The 1,161-nt window shown below is 54.1% G+C and carries 1 protein-coding gene; it reads left to right on the forward strand.

What is annotated here, in order from left to right; all coding sequences use genetic code 11:
- Positions 1-69 precede the first annotated feature (69 nt).
- Complete coding sequence (locus tag ACKLKD_RS27860; protein ID WP_000019450.1) at positions 70-1,050, forward strand: IS5-like element ISKpn26 family transposase; 981 nt, start codon at positions 70-72, stop codon at positions 1,048-1,050.
- Positions 1,051-1,161 lie beyond the last annotated feature (111 nt).

Raw genomic sequence — 1,161 nt, forward strand, 5'->3', positions numbered from 1 at the left:
GGGAAGGTGCGAACAAGTTCCTGATATGAGATCATCATATTCATCCGGAGCGCATCCCAGAGGGACATCATGAGCCATCAACTCACCTTCGCCGATAGTGAATTCAGCACTAAGCGCCGTCAGACCCGAAAAGAGATTTTCCTCTCCCGCATGGAGCAGATTCTGCCATGGCAGAATATGACCGCTGTCATCGAGCCGTTTTATCCCAAGGCGGGCAATGGCCGACGGCCCTATCCGCTGGAGACCATGCTGCGTATTCACTGCATGCAGCATTGGTACAACCTGAGCGACGGTGCCATGGAAGATGCCCTGTACGAAATCGCCTCCATGCGCCTGTTTGCCCGATTATCCCTGGATAGCGCCCTGCCGGATCGCACCACCATCATGAATTTCCGCCACCTGCTCGAGCAGCATCAACTGGCCCGTCAATTGTTCAAGACCATCAATCGCTGGCTGGCCGAAGCAGGCGTCATGATGACCCAAGGCACTTTGGTGGATGCCACCATCATTGAGGCACCCAGCTCTACCAAGAACAAAGAGCAGCAACGCGATCCGGAGATGCATCAGACCAAGAAAGGCAATCAGTGGCACTTTGGCATGAAGGCCCACATTGGTGTCGATGCCAAGAGTGGCCTGACCCACAGCCTGGTCACCACCGCGGCCAACGAGCATGACCTCAATCAGCTGGGTAATCTGCTTCATGGAGAGGAGCAATTTGTCTCAGCCGATGCCGGCTACCAAGGAGCGCCACAGCGCGAGGAGCTGGCCGAGGTGGATGTGGACTGGCTGATCGCCGAGCGTCCCGGCAGGGTAAAAACCTTGAAGCAGCATCCGCGCAAGAACAAAACGGCCATCAACATCGAATACATGAAAGCCAGCATCCGTGCCAGGGTGGAGCACCCGTTTCGCATCATCAAGCGGCAGTTCGGCTTCGTGAAAGCCAGATACAAGGGGCTGCTGAAAAACGATAACCAACTGGCGATGTTATTCACCCTGGCCAACCTGTTTCGGGTGGACCAAATGATACGTCAGTGGGAGAGATCTCAGTAAAAACCGGAAATAACGCCAGAAATGGTGGAAAAAATAGCCTAAATAGGCTGATTCGATGTGTTTGCGGGAAAAAAATCGGCCCAGATCCGCGAAATTTTAATCAGCGAGTCA

It is taken from the genome of Klebsiella sp. 10982 (assembly GCF_048589245.1).
GTDB classification, from domain to species: Bacteria; Pseudomonadota; Gammaproteobacteria; order Enterobacterales; family Enterobacteriaceae; genus Klebsiella; species Klebsiella quasivariicola.

Bases quoted from the DNA above. Each gene is read 5' to 3' on its own strand.
- ACKLKD_RS27860 (WP_000019450.1), top strand. From the start codon at position 70: ATGAGCCATCAACTCACCTTCGCCGATAGTGAATTCAGCACTAAGCGC.